We start from the raw sequence: 13322 nt of genomic DNA, 5'->3' as shown, positions 1-13322 counted from the left end.
GCGTGGCATCCAAAATGGGATGTCGTATCCACCATGCTCAACCGAAAAGTCATCTGCAAAGGCCAACTTCCCTCATGGTAGGCTGCTTCATTGAGTTGAGCATCGCATTGGAGTGGCGGATGTCGGTTCGAATTCCTTTCGCAGCGTCGGCCATAATAATGCTCCTCCCGCTGGCTGCCTTTGCACAAGGCGTGAAAGCCGATCCCGACCTTGCCGAAGCCGCCTACGTCAACGCCCTACGGTCTGCCAGCACCCTTGCGAAGGATCGGGACGCCGCCAAGGCCGAGGCAGAAGCACGTCGACGTGAATACAAAGAGAAGCGCACTGATATCCTGAACCGCCAAAAGGCTGCTTCGAGCAGTGCGGAAGGGCGGCTGACCGAGGCATCTCTGGCGCTGGAGGCTCATCGGACACGCCTGCCTGCTGTGGAGGCGAAGGCCAAGCATGAGCAGGACTTGGAAAGCGTTCGATCCTTGCTGGGCGAGCGTGAGATTGAGGCGAAAGCATCACAGGAAGCCTTTGTTCAGGCCCAGAGCCAGATTTCCGTCCTCAAGGTCGAGATCGAACGAGCCCAGAGCCGGATCGAGGCTGCTGGAAAGGAGATCGAGCAGGAGCGGGGACGTGTAGAACGGCTTGACGCTGGCGATGCCGCAGAACTAGACGCTCTGGCCCGGCGCGCGGTCCAGGAGCGGGAGGAGGTCGCAGCCATTCTGCAGGAATTCACCCCGGCCTTCCTCGCAGCGACCATGACCGCCCGCATCGCGGTCGGCATTCACCTGCCGACGCTCTACAAGGCCAAGCAATCGATTGATCGGGTCAAGACCAACTTCTGCGGCACCTATACGGAAAGGGCCCGCAATCATATCCGCTACGCCATCGACGGCATGACCCGGTTCCTGGAACGGGACGAAACGATGGCCGGGGTTTCCCTTGCCATGGCGAAGGAGAGTGAACCGAAGGAAAGTGATGCAGCCTGTGACGTAAACCTCGCGGAAGTCGGCCGCGATGAGGCCAGACAGCGGATCGCCGCTGCTCAGACCAGAATTTCCGAGGATAAAGCCGCCATCCGGCCCCGCCGGGAGGCGCTGTCGCTGGCGCAATCCGTCTTGGCGAAAGGCACTGATGCCGTCGCCGAAGCCGAGCGCCCCGCCCAGGAAGCCCGCGCGCGCGTTGTCGCCCTGGAGGCGCGAGGAGAGGCGATGAAGGCCGTCTGGGAGGCTGACCTTCATCAGCAGAAGGCGGAGCACGACGCTCGGAGGCATGTGCTGGAAGACGCCAAAGCGGCTGCCAGAGCCGAATACGATGCCGCCCTCGCGCCATTCGTCGCCGAACTTGCCGCGCTCACTCCAGCCGAGGACGCAGACAGCCGATTCAATGAACTGAACGAAAAGGCGGACCGGGCGGATAGAGACGCCGCGGATATGAGGAGGGCGTTTCTGGCGGCTGTCGCGAAGGATGACATCCAGCGACAACTGCAACTGAGCGTGACTGTTGGCCAGGACATCATCGGCCATCCCGAGATGTGCATCAAGGTTGTGAACAAAGGAGACTTCGCGGTCAAAGACGTTGCGCTTTTCCTCAGGCTCAATGGAAAGCCGGTGCCGCCCGGTGTCACAAGCACGCTTCAATTCTTTCCAAATTACTCTGCGGCGAAGACAGGAGACACTCCGATAGCATATCGGTACCAAAGCGTTTCCCTTGGGTTTTCAGGAACGAACCGGTATGCAGAACAAGTGCCGTACCTGATGCCGGGCAAATCCTCGGGATCCGCCTGCGCCGACCTGTCCGACCTGTTCCGGGGTGAAAGTCTTCGGGCGCTCGATGCCGCCGGCCAAGGCAGAGTTTCGGCTTCACAGTTCGGGTTGGCCATCGACGATGCCACCATCGCGGATCCGACCAAGGAAACCCGTTCAAGCGGGACCGTCACCTATGCCCCGATATATCTCAGGGAGCGGTACCATGACCGGCTTCAACGCGCCGCGGACAAGGCGAACGACGGCGTGATCTCAGCCAGTGCAAAAGCGTCTCCTGCGGCGGCGCCGGTTCCTGATCCCGAAGCCGTCAAAGCCATCCCCGCTGTCCTCGGGAGGGATCAGGCGATCAAGGTTCAGAAGGCGTTGATCGCTGCTGGGCACCTGACCGGCAAGGCGGATGGCGCCTTCGGCGGGAGGTCGGTCGAGGCGGTCAGGCGCTGGCAGTCCGTCCAGGGCTTTCCATCGACCGGGCAACTCACGGCCCCACAAGTCGAGGCTCTCATCGGCCGATAGATGTGGCGATTGATAGCAAGCCGGAGCGGAGGCTCTGACCCAACAGCGCCTACTCGTTCACGACGTTGTAGCGTCGGAGTTCCGTCGGCGTGAGCCAGTGCATATCGACACTGAAGGTGTCGGTTATCGGTCGCATCAACTCCGACGACACCGTCATCTCCATCAGGTAGCGCGATTGCTCTGCCGCAATAGATGCGGCCGCGCGCTCGACGATGTTCACGACGGCATAGGCGCCAGCGACTCCGTTTTCACGGATCATGCGGGTGACCTTGGCAATCAACTCGTCATTGCCGCTGACGGTGCTGTTGTGGACGCCGACCTTGGCGGTCGGATCGACCGCTCGGAACACCCCGCCGATGAAGGCATAAGTGCAGGCGCTGGCGCAGGAGGCGCCTTTCGGCACCCGCGTCGCCAGCCCGGATTTTCGCAGGAAACGGCCGATCTCCAAAGCCGCCATGACGTTGCCGCCGGGTGAGGAAAACCAGACCTCGTCGATGCGGCCGGCCTGCTGCACGGCCCGCCTGAACTTGGGCCCATCCTGCTGGAGGAACTCGCCGGTGACCCAGAGGATGCTTTGCCCAGCCGCCGAGCGCTGCTCCAGGGTGATGGCGGTCGCCGGCACTGATAGGACGCTGGCCAGCAGCGCAGCCAATCCGACGACGCCCTGCCTCATGCCGCCTTCTTCTGCCAAGCCGAGGCCCCTGGCGCGCGGCAATACTCGACCTGATCGACCTGCTCCTTCCCTTCGATCCAAACCACTTCGCGGGCAACACGGCAGACCGTTTCCATCGGCGTCATGGCCGGCAGTTGGAAGGCTGGTGCTGGCTTCAACGGTATGTCCGATGGAATTGAGGCCGTTTGGACCTTCTCTTTCCTAACGGGCTTTTCCGTCTCGGCTTTCCGGAGCGAAGGCGTCACAGCCGGTTGAGGTGCCGCATCAGGTGCCATGGCGGCGTATCGCGCTGGCGAGATCTCTACGACTCTACCGTTGCTCGGGCATCGGGAGGCTTCCAGGCGGTACGGCTTTCCGTTCCGTGGATCGCAGTAGACCACGGGACCACGGTAGGGCGTCTCGGAATTCGGCATCGTGACCGTCTGCGTGCCGGCTGTTGGAGCCGAGCCGGTCGGCACGGTTCGCGTGCTGACGATCTCCGTCCGGCCATAGACACCGGAGTTCTTCGGGCTCGTCCATTGGATCGTCGTGCCGTCGTTCAGCGCCGACTGCGTGGCTTCCCGCTGCTTGGCCCGGTCGACGTCGTCGATGATCTGGCCCACCAGGGAGCCGGCGATGAAGCCTGCCACGCCGCCGAAGAGGGCGCCGCCGGCCGCGCCCATGTCGCTGTTGCCGCCGATCGCAATCCCGGCGACAGCACCCAACACGGTGCCGAGCGCACCGCCAGCCTCCTTCGCGTTCTGGGCGTTGCAACCCCCGACCAGCAGGCTAGTGCCCAGCGTCAGCACCACCATCCCTTTGCGCATCCGGCCCATATCCACCCCCGTTTGATGAGCCCCTTTCGGATGATGCTACGGGTTGTTCCGATGAAGTCAACGTCGCCTTTCGCCCGAGCACCTGGGCCAAGCACTGCCTGTCCGCCGCTCCGCTGGACCTTTCAGGTGATGGTCACAGGTCAATCATCAGCATTCACCTCAAATGCCGGACCATGCTATATATGGCGCATGCCGATCCAGAGACGCTACCGCTTCTTGTATCCGATCGACTGGCCGCAGATCAGCCAGCGCATCCGGTTCGTGGTGGCGGAAGGGCGGAGCCAGCACTGCGCCCGGCCTCACGACCGCGAAGTCCGTTGCCTGCCGGACGGCCGCTGGTATGACAACGATGTCGGCACTTGGCGCGACAACCATGGCCATCAGGTGCCTTGGCCCGACATCGTCGAGGCGGCCACGATGAAACGGACAAGGGTGATCCTGGCGGCCTACCACAAGGACCATGATCCGACCAACAACCGGCCGGCCAATCTGGTGGCTCTCTGCCAGCGCTGCCACATGCTCCACGACCGTGAAGAGCATCGCCGGCGGTTCCGCGTCACCATCCTCTTGCGCCGGGCGCTTGGGGATCTGTTTGCCGGCGCCTACCGGTATTGATCGGGGGCCGGGGACATCGTCGCTCTTTCCCCGATCGTCTTCGGCGGTGCCGCTCAAGCGGATGTCGGCGGATAGGCGACCCACTATTACGAAGGGCCAGGGGGCATGTCCATCGAGATCCTGGAAGTTCTGAATTCCGTCGAGGTGGTTTGAGGCCGACGGTCCTGTGTCGAAACCTGATGGCCGATTGACCGAGCCATTTGCCGTGACTGTTTCGCGTGCGAAGCCTCACGCCTTCGTGGAAAGCACACAAGTCCGCAGGCCGACCACCAATATGAAAAACTGTGGTTGCAACACAATAAGCACACTCGTAAATTTATCATGATGCTAGGGCAGGTGATGCATGGGGTTCCGGTTCAGGAAGAGCGTGACGCTATTTCCAGGTGTACGCCTGAATTTCAGCGGCGGCGGGATCAGCACGACCCTTGGCGTTCGTGGCGCCAGCGTGAACATCAGCGAGCGTGGTTCTTATCTGACGGTAGGCTTGCCGGGAACGGGCCTCTCCTACCGAACCCGTCTGGACCGTTCCACGGCCTCGTCGCCGTTGTCCCCGACAACCGGAGCCAGCAATTTCCACGCACCGCCCCAGCGTGATCTTGAAGATTTCTCACCCCACGATTTTCGGCCGAACCACGTGGTTCTTTCCGAAGGGGAAATCCGCAGCGCAGCCTTGTCGCAACTGACCAGCGCCGGGCTTGGCGAACTCAAGAAACTCATCAACGAGGCCGATCAGAGGACCGAGACGGTGCGCACCGCCATCGGAAACGCCAAATTCTCCAAAACAGTTGCCGACGCAAAACTCCGGTCGGCCAGACGCTTCATCGTCCGCCTCTTCCTCTGGAGCAGCATCCCGGCACGTCAACAGGCCGTCATCGATCTCAACCGAAGGATCGAAGAACTCGAAGCGGAACTGCTCGCCTGCCATATAGATCTGGACTTCGCCTTTGACGAACAAACTTTCGCAGCCCATGAGGCACTCAGCACGGCCTTTGGCCGACTGGGTGGATGTGACACCATCTGGGACGTCACCTCCTCGGTCAGAACCAACCAGGGCGCTGAGCGCACGCTGGCCGCCAACGCCGTTTCCCTGAAGCCGATCCGCCTGTCCCGGCGCTCTTCCGACCTGTTGAACACGAAATTTCCGGCCATCGTATTTGAGAACGCCAACGGCAGCGACATCCATCTCTACCCAGGGTTCGTCATGATGCGTGACCAGGGACGCCAGTTCGCCCTGATCGACCTTCGAGAGGTCACGATCGCTTACCGCCCGCAGCCGTTCCATGAAGCCAGCCGTGTTCCAAGGGACACGAGGGTGATCGGACAGACCTGGGCGAAAACGAACAAGGACGGCTCGCCCGACCGGCGCTTCAAAAGCAACTATCAGATCCCCATCGTGGAGTACGGTCGCCTCACCTTCAGAAGCGGAACCGGGTTGAATGAAGAGTATATGGTCAGCAACGCGCCTGCGGCAGAGGCGTTCGGCACGAAATTCGAAGCCTATCGGCAGGTTCTGAATGCCTTGGCGCGGAAGCGTCCAGATGTAGAGGCCGCTTCGCCGCCCTTCGATCAGGCAGAGACACCGGAAGACATCCTGGATGAAACCCTGGATCCGGTGGTCAAAGGACGCCCGGCACCGCTGGCGTTGGTCGGTGACGCGTTGGTGGTCATGGGCTTATTGGGAATGTTGGGATTTGGAGCAAAGCATTACCCCACGGCGCCGGTGATGAACGTGAAGTCGGAGTCGGTGGGCCAAGCCCGTTCAGCGGACGAGACGAACACTCCGGTTCCAACAGTGTTCGTTGTCAACGCCCTCGATATGGACTCCGCCAAGCCGAGCGATGCAAAAGCGCCTGAGCCTCCGGCAGTGGCGGTCAAAGAAACCAAGCAGGGCGCGCCGAGCACTTCTGAACCTCTCCAGGGAACAGTCGTGGTCAAAGCACAGGCGGCAAATCTCAGGAGCGAACCTTCACGGACCTCGACCGTGGTTTTCTCAGCGCCGGCGGGCACGCGTCTCAGCGTCTTCTCTACAAGCGGCGAATGGTTCCATGTTGGAGAAACTCAGCCACGGGGGTGGATGCATCGCAGCCTGGTCGAGAGCGCGCCACGTTGAAACATGCTGCCCTGCACAATGGCGATTTTGACGATGGTCGTTGACGAATTCTTCACCGCTCTGGATGCGCTGCTGGATGAAATCGAGCCGGAGGAGACGCGATCGATCATCCGTCTGTATCTCGGTCTTCCTGAAAAAGGCACCGCAAGAACCATGGCGGCGGTGGCGCGGATGCTTGAGATCAAGCCAGGCAGGGTGCAGAGTGCGCTGAAGGAAGGCCGCAGGAAGTTACGCCATAAGATCAAGTTCCGAAAAACGACCGAAGCGGGATTGGTTGCAGAAATGCGCAGTGGAATCATGGTGGATCGTGATCTCGCAAAGGCTTTGTTCGACTGGCTGTACAACGGAGAGTCGGCATCGAATCCGGCAATGCAGGTCCGTTTCGTTCTGCAGATCATCTCCGAAAAGTCTGTCAGCAGACAAACCTTCTCCACGCTTGCCGCCAGCGTTTCAGCCGAAATCCGGACCGGCTCCACTCGCCTCTCTCCACGAACGCCCGAGCAATTCGTCGAGCGGTTGCTGTCCCAGGCATGGTTTCCCGATAGTGATCGCCCTCCGGCGATTCCTCCCGCTGGCGTGAAGCCCGTTCGGGAAATTCCAAGGCTCTACCATAAGCGCTCCTTCCGATGCCTGCGTCTTCCTCTTGAGTCGCCGAACAGGCGCGCGTTGGGCGTCGGCATATCGGGCGGCAAAGTCGGACGGTTTCGCAGCAAACGAGACGGATACGACCTCATTCCACATGAATCCAAGGCTGAGCGAGCGTACATTGAGCAGATCGACGCTGCGTCGACGGTGGATTGGTACCGTGTCCAGCCCCTGGCCATCTCCTACCGCGCGCTCGGAAGCGAGCGTGTCTATTATCCGGATCTGATGCTGCGGATGGACGACGGTCGGGTGCTGGTCGTCGAGGTGAAGTCGTCTTTGGAAATCTGCGCCATCGATACGCTGAGAAAAGCGGTTGCCGGCAGGCGCTATTGCAAGGCGAATGGATGGGGATATCTACTGGCCGACGAAACCGGATTGGGCGTTGGGGATCTCATGAAGTATCCCGTGCCGCCTGTGGAGAGGCTTGCGGATTTCATCTCCGCAGTCGATGAGACGGGAATCCGACGTCAGGACTTCATGTCCCGCTATCCAGCCGTCGGAAGGCTTCGCGGTCAGGAGTTGACCGCTCTGCTGCTCCGAAACGACCTCGTGCTCCAACGCGAGCCCTTCTGGCTCATCCGGCGCGTACCGGCAGAGTTCGGGTGGAAATCTCTTCTCCCGCAGCAGGCGAGCGCACCGGCGTCTCGGGCTTGATGATGGCCCGATCGTCCGGAAAGCGCGTAGGAAACCTGAGAACCCTCCAGGCTCGCTCACCCCTGCCGGAGCAATCCGCAGGACAATGGCTCACATTATCAGCCGAGGAAAGGCCGGTGGCGCGATCAGGCCCCGATAAACCCCTTCTTCGCCATGCACGCTTCCTTCGACGATGGCTCCTTGCTCCCATCGGCGCCGGAACCAGACCGGACGCCACAGGCGGCGCGGTGCTGAAGGACGATCCTCCTGCCGTCGGTGGTGTGACGGAGGTGATCGCTCCGGTTGCCGGCTGTGGGGGAGGACCGATATGGATCGCCTTGCCCCGAGCCTCCCTGCACCACGTCTCGTCCCGGTATTCCTCGATCTTCCGCTGGCGGCACAGGACAAGGGGCTGAGCGGGTGCAGGCGGTGCCGCAACCAGGGCTCCCACAGTTGCTGGCGAACCCGCCGGCGACGACAACGAGACGAGAACCTGGGCCGGATACTGGTATGCGGCTCCGGATCCTATGTCGACGGCCGCGCCGACGAGGCCGCCAGCAATGATGTTGCCGAAGGCGGCTCCGGCCGTCGTCGAGTTGACCGACGACGATCCAGTGTGCCCGGCCTCGGTCCGGCATTGGACCGACAACAGTCCGTACGCCTTCGAGACCGTTGCCGCACCGGGCGTGCGGATGACGGTCCACTGGCCCTTCTCGTTCTGCATCGTGCAGGTGGCTTGCTGGACCGGCGTCGTGTCGACGACGACGGACTGGGTCGTTCCGGTGGTGATGGAGGCGCAAGCCTGCATTCCCAGGCAAAGCACGAGCAGGGCGGCCGCCCTTATGTATCTTTTCATGGTGTGCGCCTCGATCAGCGGAACTGATGCCAGCCGATCCGAGGGCCTTCTCCTACATCAGCAGGCTGCTCGGCGCGATGAACGAGGTGGTCGCAAACCCGACAGCGCACCGACGTGGTGTCATCGCTGAAACGGCCCGCGAGTTTTTTACGGCTCCCTTTGCCGTCGACGCCACGCATGAGCCGTGCGCCGTCGATAACGCCGATGATCAGGAGGAGGATGAATACCTCGCGGCCCCTGGTTTCTGAGTCGGCCGCTCGCTGATGAGGGGCATGGAATCAAGAAGATCGGCAAAGCATGCGGAAGGGCTACGTGAAGTCGGCTATGGCGGCACTCGCCGATATGCCTGACGCGTGCCGCAGCCTTCGCGCCAGGCTCCATGATGGAGTCCGCCATGCCCGACCAGAGCGACCAGGGCGTTGCTCATCCGTCGCTGGTGGTTCATTCGCCAATGTGGCCGGGGACGTTGAACAGGTGCAATAGGGCTGCATTTCCGCTCTCTATTTCCCGGCGCGCCAGTTCATTCGTGTTTGGGACGCGCACGCTTTCGTAGTCCGATCGTGCCTTGGCTTTGTTGCCGCTGCTATAGCGGCCATCCTTCAGAATTCTGTTAGCCTCTTTCCGCGCGTTTGTAATCTGATCACGCAACACGTTTTCTGGCAGGCGGTGAAGTCTGGTTTGTTGCGCGTTTTGATCCTGCAAAATTTTTCGGCGTTCATCGCACCGTATTTTAATCTCGCGCAGGCTATCAGCCAAATTTTTGCCCATCTCATATCCTCCTTGTTGTGATAAATAAGGATTTTATTCCCATAAACTTGCTGAAAGTCAAGGGGAATCGGTCTCTCTTCCTCACAAACCGGCTGACAAGGAGTACCGTTCTGGTGATCGGCGCTGTGGTCTCTGTCGTAGAAGGTCAAAGGCGCAAGCCCGGCAACTGCAAGCAAAACTGTCCAGAAGGTCGCGCCTCATCCCGATGCTCAGCGGCTCGACGTCATGATGGAAGTCGGAAACGGCATCCATCATCATCCAACTGGATCAGTGATCGGGCTGCAGGCTTGACGGAGGGGATCATGGGCTCGGATGGCATGACCACGGCAGGCACGCTGATCGAGGCGCTGCAAGCGGCCCTCGACACAGCCGACAGCAACCCCCTCGGCTGGCCGCACGACGAGTATGTCCGGGCAATCCTATGGTCATTGCCGCCGGAGCAGCGTCGCTTCGCAATGGCGCTGTCCAGCAATATCGAGGCCGAGGACTTGGAGAATGCCTGCCTCTGGGGCATCGTTGACCAGCAGGACCACCCGCTGCACGTGGTCCCGGCGATCCGGGAGATCGACGGCAAACCGACAGCCGTGCTGTCGGTTCAGCGGGACGGCGGCGTGATGCTCGCGCACCACAATCGGGATCTTGTGACAAGGTTGCTGGAGACGGGAACCGCAACGGACGGCATCGGCGAGCGTTGCGTCTTCGTCCTCGATCCCGTCGTCGAGCAGCACCGCGACCGCTACGCCATCGCCCCGGTCGGCCCGGATGCCTGGTCGCGCCGCCGGGCGATGGATGTCCATGCCGTCACCCGCATTCCGTGCTTAGCCTGCGGCGACATCATTCGCGCCAAGCCGGATGCGGAAACGACCTGCAGATGTGGGCAGACAGTCGTCGAAGGCGACTGGGCCGGGAACGCGATGCTCATCGGCGGGACGCCGATCACGGGATCCGGGCTCTATGAATGGGACATCTGGGCCGAAGACCACGATTCCGGTCTGCTCGTCGTCGGCCAAACCGGTGTCGGCATCGCAATGCGGCGCGCGGAACTCGCCGGTCGACCCATCCAGGCCGTGCTGGCGCTACGCTCGATACCGGCCACCGACGACGAACAGGACGATGACGGTCGCGGCTACCACGGGATCGAGCCGACGGTCATCGCCTGCGCAGACTGCGAAAGCGATCGATGGCCCGATGCGCCGACGGCGGAGCATCTGCGGCAGATCCTCGCGTGGGGGCGTCGGCATCAGGGGCAGCGCGTCATCGTGCATTGTCGGCAAGGGCTTGGGCGAGCGCCGGCGGCGGCATTGGCGATCTTGGCAGACCGATTGGGGCCCGGCCAGGAGCCCGAGGCGGTTGAGGCCATGTTCGCCCTGCGTCCCTGCGCCATTCTCAACCTCCACATGACGGGCCTTGCCGATGAGTTACTTGGCCGGGATGGGGCGCTGCACGAGGTCGCAAGGAGCCATCCGCTGATCAGGGCTCGGCATTATGCGCGACAGATCTCGGAGGGATGGAGCCGATTTCCACACCTGCTGTTGCCCAGCGGCGGCGGAACGATCCTGACCTCCTGGGAGGGCCGTCGATGACTGGCCGACTGGCTCCGCCAGCCGTATCGGAAGTCGATAGCGCTCAGTCCACTTCATCTCTTCATATGGAGTCCGCCCCCAGGCTCAATCGCTTTAGCCGGTTCTGTTGCAGCCAAATAGTGTTTGCCGCATCATCCAATACACGTGATGATAATTGCAGGAGATCCTCATGTCGAACCCGTTTCTTGTCGGAAGCAGCCTGGGCGAGGGCATCCAGCGGCTTTGCCGCGGGAAAGCGGAGTTGTGCATGGCGGTGGCTTTCTGGGGGGCAGGAGCGGCTGAAAGACTCAAGCCAGGATCCGGTTCCAGGATCGTCTGCGACTTGAGGAGCGGTTCCTGCAACCCAAACGAAATCCGCATGCTCATCGAGCGCGGATGCAAAGTCCGGACACGGGACGGCATGCATGCCAAGGTTTATCTGTCTACATCGGCGGCTATCATCTCGTCGGCGAATGCCTCGGCGAACGGCTTAGGTCTTGAGGGGCCCGAGGTCCAAGACGACCTCCCCGGCAACGAAGCCGGATATCTTGTCAACGACGCTCAAACGCTTGCGACCATCCGGGATTGGTTCGAGAAATTATGGACAGACCCGACGACTTCGACCGTGAAGGAATCCACTCTGCGACTGGCCGAAGCGGAATGGAAACGTCGCCGGTCAATGCGCCCGGTTCGTGCGTTAAACGATCATGTTCAAACAGTCGGAAACACTAGAGAAGTCGGAATCCTGGAAGCATTCCGCGTTGATCGGCATATTTTTGACGATCGGCCATTCTTCGTCGCTCACACATCGGAATATGGCGATGAACAGGCCGACGTCGACGCAAGAGACCAGATTGAAGCAAATGGCCAAGTTTATACGAATGGCGAGGGCGGCTTCGTAGAGGGCGGGGTCGCAAACTGGCTTATGCAGAAGACCGAGATCAAGAAGCGCTACCCACCAGGATCATGGGTCGTTGAAATCTGGACAGGAGAAGACCGGGCCTGGGATGACCCGGAACTGCGAGTGTCGGCGTTCTGGGAGTTCTGCGACCCACCGATCACGGCTCCTGTGCGGATACGGGGGTATGCGCGCATGGTCAATGTTATGACTCGTTACCTGACCAAGGCGCCCCTTTCTCCTCAGACGCATCTCATCCTGAAGCCCGAAGATCAAGACGCCCTTGTCCGTGGCTTCAAGGCCCTCGACTGCGAAGTCGCCCAACTGGATGTGGTGCTGCGGGCAGCGGAGAAGGCACCGTCATGAACACAAAACATAAAAGACGGCATGCGTGCCCCATCGGATTCCGTCGTCGTACAACCGGTTAAGAGGTTGGCGACTGCTCTATCCCGTAGAGCATCAGACCGGGTACGCTGGACAGACCATCAGGGGCTCGTCATCAGCCCAAACCCACATTGACGTTGGTTGCCGGTGAGGAGATAACGATGACGACGCTGCCCGACCTCATCCACCAAGCCAACGAGGCGTGCACCGCCGACGGACTGCGCGTCCTCGCCAACATTCTCGACCACGCCGACGTGATCAGCCGTTGGACGATCGAGGAAGCCCAGCGGCTCGGACTGCCGGCCGCTTTCGCCGGACACTGGCCGCAGAAGGCCGAACTGCCGGTCGAATACAAGGTGCCCCGCTACGGCGCCGACGCTTCGCTGATCTGGAAGGCTTTGGAATGGAAGGTCCGCACCGGCCGGATCGATGCATGCGACCCGAACCTGATCGCCGAGGCCCTGGAGGGCGAGGCGGCGGACGACGGCCCGCGCTGGCTCGACCGGGCGCTCGCGGACCTGCTGTTCCTGCTCGCGTGGCCGGCGCGCACGTATGCGCTCCACCGCGAGATCGACTTCACGGCGCAGCGGGTCGTCGACGCCATCACGTCGTCACCGTCCTGCGTGCTCGATCTGAATATCGACGCCGTATGGCCGGCGGCGCGCCACCGTCTACTCATGCTCGATCCGCTGCTCGACGTACCGGAGGAGTGCCCCTGGCCCACCTTCGTCGAACTGGCGGAAGCCACGGCGGCGCGCATCGAGAAAGGGCAGGAGATGGAACGGCGGATCGTCCGCAAGGAACCGGTGCCGCCGGAATACGAGCGCTTCATGCGCTGACGGGACCGAAGAATTCCTGATCTCGGCTCAAGCCTGGAAGATCGCCTCCGCAACGTCATTCCAAAACGCGTCGCTTTCTCGCAGATAAATGGCAGCGGCCTTGGGATCGGTACGGCCGGTCTGGCGCATGATGCTTGCAAGAGTCTGCTGACGCCTGCGGCCTCAGTTGCCATGCCGGATTCGAGGCTGGTCATGTTGTCGATTTCGCCGTGCCTGCTTGCCAGTGCTGAATTACCCAGCGCACCATCGGAGGATGC

General features: G+C 61.5%; 11 protein-coding genes. 8 read left to right on the top strand and 3 right to left on the bottom strand.

Annotated features, from left to right (window positions below; translation table 11 throughout):
- Positions 1-119 precede the first annotated feature (119 nt).
- The gene (locus D3877_RS29005; RefSeq protein ID WP_211100301.1) at positions 120-2267 is read left to right on the top strand and encodes a peptidoglycan-binding protein; all 2148 of its coding nucleotides are present in this window, start codon (positions 120-122) and stop codon (positions 2265-2267) included.
- Between the two features lie 49 nt (positions 2268-2316).
- Here the strand turns inward: D3877_RS29005 and D3877_RS29000 are convergent, their stop codons facing one another.
- Both D3877_RS29000 and D3877_RS28995 read right to left on the bottom strand, forming a co-directional pair.
- Positions 2317-2940: a COG3904 family protein gene (locus D3877_RS29000; RefSeq protein ID WP_119834280.1), complete on the bottom strand. Its 624-nt coding sequence runs from the start codon at positions 2938-2940 to the stop codon at positions 2317-2319.
- The gene (locus tag D3877_RS28995) at positions 2937-3734 is read right to left on the bottom strand and encodes a hypothetical protein (protein WP_147395341.1); all 798 of its coding nucleotides are present in this window, start codon (positions 3732-3734) and stop codon (positions 2937-2939) included. Before D3877_RS28995 ends, D3877_RS29000 begins: the two co-directional genes overlap by 4 nt.
- A 210-nt stretch (positions 3735-3944) precedes the next feature.
- Here D3877_RS28995 and D3877_RS30760 point away from each other — a divergent pair, with 210 nt between their 5' ends.
- The 4 genes from D3877_RS30760 (at position 3945) to D3877_RS28975 (ending at position 8744) form a co-directional block, all read left to right on the top strand.
- A complete protein-coding gene (locus D3877_RS30760) occupies positions 3945-4370 on the top strand; it encodes a hypothetical protein (RefSeq protein ID WP_119834278.1) in 426 nt (141 codons plus the stop codon).
- 343 nt (positions 4371-4713) lie between these two features.
- Positions 4714-6480, top strand: coding sequence for a DUF4236 domain-containing protein (locus D3877_RS28985; RefSeq protein WP_119834277.1), 1767 nt, complete (start codon positions 4714-4716; stop codon positions 6478-6480).
- Positions 6481-6513: 33 nt separating this feature from the next.
- Complete coding sequence (locus D3877_RS28980) at positions 6514-7779, top strand: TnsA endonuclease N-terminal domain-containing protein (protein ID WP_158600058.1); 1266 nt, start codon at positions 6514-6516, stop codon at positions 7777-7779.
- A 539-nt stretch (positions 7780-8318) separates the two neighbouring features.
- Positions 8319-8744 (top strand): hypothetical protein, encoded by a 426-nt coding sequence (locus D3877_RS28975; RefSeq protein WP_119834275.1) that lies wholly within the window; start codon positions 8319-8321, stop codon positions 8742-8744.
- A 311-nt stretch (positions 8745-9055) separates the two neighbouring features.
- Here the strand turns inward: D3877_RS28975 and D3877_RS29680 are convergent, their stop codons facing one another.
- The gene (locus D3877_RS29680) at positions 9056-9382 is read right to left on the bottom strand and encodes a hypothetical protein (protein WP_147395340.1); all 327 of its coding nucleotides are present in this window, start codon (positions 9380-9382) and stop codon (positions 9056-9058) included.
- Between the two features lie 302 nt (positions 9383-9684).
- Between D3877_RS29680 and D3877_RS28970 the strand changes: the two genes are divergently transcribed.
- From D3877_RS28970 to D3877_RS28960, 3 genes are all read left to right on the top strand, one after another.
- Positions 9685-10965: a hypothetical protein gene (locus tag D3877_RS28970; RefSeq protein WP_147395338.1), complete on the top strand. Its 1281-nt coding sequence runs from the start codon at positions 9685-9687 to the stop codon at positions 10963-10965.
- A 169-nt stretch (positions 10966-11134) separates the two neighbouring features.
- On the top strand, positions 11135-12208 hold the full coding sequence (locus D3877_RS28965; RefSeq protein WP_147395337.1) for a phospholipase D family protein: 1074 nt from the start codon (positions 11135-11137) through the stop codon (positions 12206-12208).
- 179 nt (positions 12209-12387) lie between these two features.
- On the top strand, positions 12388-13065 hold the full coding sequence (locus tag D3877_RS28960; RefSeq protein ID WP_119834272.1) for a hypothetical protein: 678 nt from the start codon (positions 12388-12390) through the stop codon (positions 13063-13065).
- Positions 13066-13322 lie beyond the last annotated feature (257 nt).

The organism is Azospirillum cavernae, assembly GCF_003590795.1.
Taxonomy (GTDB): domain Bacteria; phylum Pseudomonadota; class Alphaproteobacteria; order Azospirillales; family Azospirillaceae; genus Azospirillum; species Azospirillum cavernae.
Note: the sequence above shows the minus strand (reverse complement) of the source record. Positions and strands in the feature narration are given on the sequence as shown.

Excerpts from the sequence above, each read along its gene's own strand:
- D3877_RS29005 (WP_211100301.1), top strand. The coding sequence starts at position 120 with ATGTCGGTTCGAATTCCTTTCGCAGCGTCGGCCATAATAATGCTCCTC.
- D3877_RS29000 (WP_119834280.1), bottom strand. The coding sequence starts at position 2,940 with ATGAGGCAGGGCGTCGTCGGATTGGCTGCGCTGCTGGCCAGCGTCCTA.
- D3877_RS28995 (WP_147395341.1), bottom strand. The coding sequence starts at position 3,734 with ATGGTGGTGCTGACGCTGGGCACTAGCCTGCTGGTCGGGGGTTGCAAC.
- D3877_RS30760 (WP_119834278.1), top strand. The coding sequence starts at position 3,945 with ATGCCGATCCAGAGACGCTACCGCTTCTTGTATCCGATCGACTGGCCG.
- D3877_RS28985 (WP_119834277.1), top strand. The coding sequence starts at position 4,714 with ATGGGGTTCCGGTTCAGGAAGAGCGTGACGCTATTTCCAGGTGTACGC.
- D3877_RS28980 (WP_158600058.1), top strand. The coding sequence starts at position 6,514 with ATGGTCGTTGACGAATTCTTCACCGCTCTGGATGCGCTGCTGGATGAA.
- D3877_RS28975 (WP_119834275.1), top strand. The coding sequence starts at position 8,319 with ATGATGTTGCCGAAGGCGGCTCCGGCCGTCGTCGAGTTGACCGACGAC.
- D3877_RS29680 (WP_147395340.1), bottom strand. The coding sequence starts at position 9,382 with ATGGGCAAAAATTTGGCTGATAGCCTGCGCGAGATTAAAATACGGTGC.
- D3877_RS28970 (WP_147395338.1), top strand. The coding sequence starts at position 9,685 with ATGGGCTCGGATGGCATGACCACGGCAGGCACGCTGATCGAGGCGCTG.
- D3877_RS28965 (WP_147395337.1), top strand. The coding sequence starts at position 11,135 with ATGTCGAACCCGTTTCTTGTCGGAAGCAGCCTGGGCGAGGGCATCCAG.
- D3877_RS28960 (WP_119834272.1), top strand. The coding sequence starts at position 12,388 with ATGACGACGCTGCCCGACCTCATCCACCAAGCCAACGAGGCGTGCACC.